Source organism: Anaerolineales bacterium (assembly GCA_022866145.1).
Taxonomy (GTDB): domain Bacteria; phylum Chloroflexota; class Anaerolineae; order Anaerolineales; family E44-bin32; genus PFL42.
Genome location: JALHUE010000310.1, coordinates 1 through 3,605 on the forward strand (window position 1 = coordinate 1; position 3,605 = coordinate 3,605).

At 64.6% G+C, this 3,605-nt stretch carries 3 protein-coding genes; all 3 read left to right on the forward strand.

The window, feature by feature from the left end; genetic code table 11:
• On the forward strand, positions 1-579 hold a 579-nt coding region (locus MUO23_09545; protein ID MCJ7513196.1), incomplete at its 5' end, for an IS30 family transposase.
• 811 nt (positions 580-1,390) lie between these two features.
• Positions 1,391-3,001, forward strand: coding sequence for a glycosyltransferase family 39 protein (locus tag MUO23_09550; protein MCJ7513197.1), 1,611 nt, complete (start codon positions 1,391-1,393; stop codon positions 2,999-3,001).
• A 321-nt stretch (positions 3,002-3,322) separates the two neighbouring features.
• Positions 3,323-3,605 (forward strand): RpiB/LacA/LacB family sugar-phosphate isomerase (locus MUO23_09555; protein ID MCJ7513198.1); only part of this gene is annotated, 283 nt, incomplete at its 3' end.

A 3,605-nucleotide genomic window follows, 5' to 3' on the forward strand; every position in this document is an offset into this window, starting at 1 on the left:
TATGTCCACCTCTCCCCGCAAGAGCGCCTGCAGATCTACGAGCTTGCCCAAGCCGGCCTCTCGCAGGCTGAGATCGGTCGGCGGCTGGGACGGTCAAAGGCGACTATCAGCCGCGAGCTCCGCCTCAACGCCGTCGCCGCGGGATACCTCCCGGACTCAGCCGAGCGACGGTACCCAGCCCGACGTCAGCGCTGCCGCCGTCGGCCGCGGCTGGAGAACCGGAGCCTGCGCCAGACCGTCATCCAGCTGCTGGAACGGGGTCTGTCGCCGGAGCAGATCGCTGGCCGGTTGCGGCTCGAACAGGGTTGGACCCTGGTTAGCCATGAGACCCACTACCGCTTCTTCTACGAGTCCCCCCTGGGACGCCAGGAGAAGCTGTTCCAGTACCTGCGCCGGGGCCAGCACAAACGCAGGAGGCGCCAAGGCCGCCGGGTGCGGGCTAACCCTATCGCCCAACGCACGTTCATCGAGGCCAGGCCGCTGGCGGCACCTCAGCGTACCCCGACCGGCCATTGGGAGACCGATTCGCTGCTCTTCCCCGAGGGGAGCAAGCCCTCAATGTGCTCGTTGACCGCCTGAGTCGTTCCACCGTCCTGACACGCCTGGAAGGTAGGCCCGCCCGGGACACCTGCCAGGTCTTGGTCGACGGGCTGTCTGCCCTTCCTCATCGAAGCCTGACTGCGGATAACGGAAGCGAAAACGCCGATCAGCCAGCGTCTCTGAGCAACTCCACATCCCCTTCTTCTTCTGCCACCCGTATCACTCCTGGGAGAAGGGCACCGTCGAAAACACCAATGGTCTGATTCGACGCTATCTGCCCAGGAACACCGACCTGAAGCGCATTGCCCAGAATGACCTCGATGCCATCGCCGACGAACTCAACCTTAGGCCTCGTAAATGCCTCGGCTTTCGCATGCCAGCCGAGGTACTATTCGGGTGCTCCGTTGCACTTGGAAATCGAATCTAGGGCCCTTCACTGGTCACATGCGTAACAAGCCACTCGTCTTGCGTCGCCGCCCCTTCAAGACACTCTGCTCTCAGCCTGCCATCATGAGTCCCTGGAAGCCGTCTTAGGCGCCAGGTCACTTCACCTTGCCAGTCCAGCTTGGCCAGCGCCAGCCCGATTCGGGCAGCCAATCCAGACAGCGCCCCGCGCGCCCCTGCTTGCACACGGGCGACGCAGAATCTGTCAGCGAACCCTTTCCTGGCCAGGTTGAAGGACCGGTTCCCCTCCCCGCTGATGGCACGCCGTCGGGCGCGAGCGCCCATGAGGGCACTGCGCTAGGAGAATCCGCGTTGTCTTTGATGTCTTCCACCCTGAGGCTATTCATATAGAATCGAGGCTGGACGCACGACCCGCTCCCGGACAAGGCGAGGTCCCAAGCACCGTATGGACGCGCCGACATCGGTTCTGATCCTGCTGACAGTGGCAGCCTTGGCGGTCGGATTGGATGCCGTGCTTGTGATCGGCTGGCATCGCCGCCATGAAGGCAAGTCCTTCTGGCACCCCCTCCTGACGACTTGGCTGGGCCGGTTCGAGTCTTCCCGCCAGCGCCTCGCGGAGGGAGGTGCCGCACTGGGAAGCGAACTGCGTGCGCTGTGTGCGGACCTGCGCCGCGATGAGCTCAACCTCCTGCGAGCGGTGCTCCTGGCGGCCTGCCTCTGGTTCTCCGCCAACCTGGGGTATGCCAATCTCCACGCCGATATGGTGGACCTGTGGCAGCCTTGGGCATGGCTGGCGTGCTTCGCCCTGGCCCTGGCCGCTCTCGCCCCTCGGGTCGCCTGCCGGTTCGCCTTCAACAGAACCGATCTGCTCGTGCTGGTCCCAGTCGGAATCGCGTTCATCGTCCGCGTGGTGCAGCTGGAGTCGATCCCTTCCGGGCTGCACACCGACGAAGCCACGACCGCCGACTTCACGCTGCGCTTCATCTTCCCCGGGACAGGAAAGACGTTCTTCCCGTTGCGCAGCGGCCCTGACTCACAGCCCGCCCTGTTCTATTACATCGTGCGCCTGTCGCTGGGGCTTTTCGGACACAGCATCACTGCCCTCCGGCTCCCCAGCGTGCTCGCCGGATGCCTGGCGATCTTGGCTACGTATGCCCTCATCGCGCTCTGGCAGGATCGCCGGACGGCCCTGATCGCCGCACTGCTACTGAGCACCTATCACTACCATGTTCACTGGTCACGAATCGCCCTGAACAACGTCTGGGACACGGTGTGGATTCCGCTGATTCTGGCTAGCCTGATCTGGGGTTGGAAGAGCCACTGGAGCGGCGGGGCGCTCATCGCAGGCTTGGCGATTGGGCTCTCCCAGTACTTCTATGTCGGAAGTCGAATCGCACTCGTGCTGGTGCCGTATGTTCTCTACCAGCTCTGGAAGCAGGATCGCGACTTGCGCAAGCTGTTGGTTCACACCTTCAAAATGAGCGCGATCGCCGTGGTCGTCGCGTTGCCTCTGGCTATGTTCACTGTAGCCAACCCCCAGATCTCCCTTTCCCGCGCCCAGGTTAACTACGCCTGGCTCCCCGGCGCGGCTTCTCGGTACGGGCCATCCTGGTGGTCCTTCCTCAGGCTGGGGGTTGAGCAGGCTTGGCTTGCCCTCGCCGGGCTTACGGTCCTCTCAGACCGGTCGGGGTTCTATGGCCCAGGAATTCCTTTCCTGGCCGGACTGGCCGGGCTGCTCTTCCTGGCCGGACTCATCTGGACACTCCACAGGCGGCAGCACCTGCCCCTGTTGTGGATCCTGGCGACCTTCTTCTTCGGCTCGGTCCTCATTCCGGGTCCACCCCATACCTCCCACACCATCGCCGCCGTCCCTGCGATCATGTGGGTGCTTGCCCTGTTCGTGAGCGAGCTGGCGCGCCTCCGGAGCCCACGGTTGGCATGGTTTGTCCTTGTTCTCCTCATGCTCACCGACGTGGTGGCTTACTTTGGAATCATCGGCGCAGGCGGGGGTGACCCGTACTTCTCGGCTCCCTTCCCGCCCAATCCCTTCCCGTAGCGCGGCGGCCGACCAGGCTGGCACAGCTGCCAGAAGCTGTGCATCCCCACCCAGGCACTGTGCACTGCAGATGGCCGTTCTTAGCTAGGAAGCGAGCGGAGTCGGCCGCGCGCCGGCGGACCTACGCCTGCCCTCGGCGGCAATGGTCTCCGAGACGAGTCAAGCATGCGCATCGCCTTCGGCTCCGACGAAACCCACCCATTGGCCCGTTCTTTCTTGGCATGGCCCCGCCAGGAGGCCCACAAGGTGCAGCTCGTGGGCGTCCTCGATGGCCCGCCTCTCCCCTAGCCGGAGGTCGCCTTCGGCGTTGCCCAAGCTGTGGTGAGCGGCAAGGCCGACGAGGGAATCCTGTTCTGTTGGACGGGACCCGGCGTGGCCCTCGCCGCCAACACGGTCCGGGGCATCCGGGCAGCAGTGTACGCTGACGCTGAGACCGGCCGCGGGGCGCAGCGGTGGAACGACGCCAATGTGCTTTGCCTGTCGCTGCGCAGCACGACGCCGGCCCTCGCCGAGGCGATCCTTCACGCCTGGTTCGCCACCCGCTATCCGCCAAACCCACAAGACAACGCCTACCTGGCGGCCCTCCGGGAGATCGAGGCCCAGA

What these genes read in the sequence shown, in the direction of transcription:
- MUO23_09550 (MCJ7513197.1), top strand. Translation starts at nt 1,391, where the DNA reads ATGGACGCGCCGACATCGGTTCTGATCCTGCTGACAGTGGCAGCCTTG.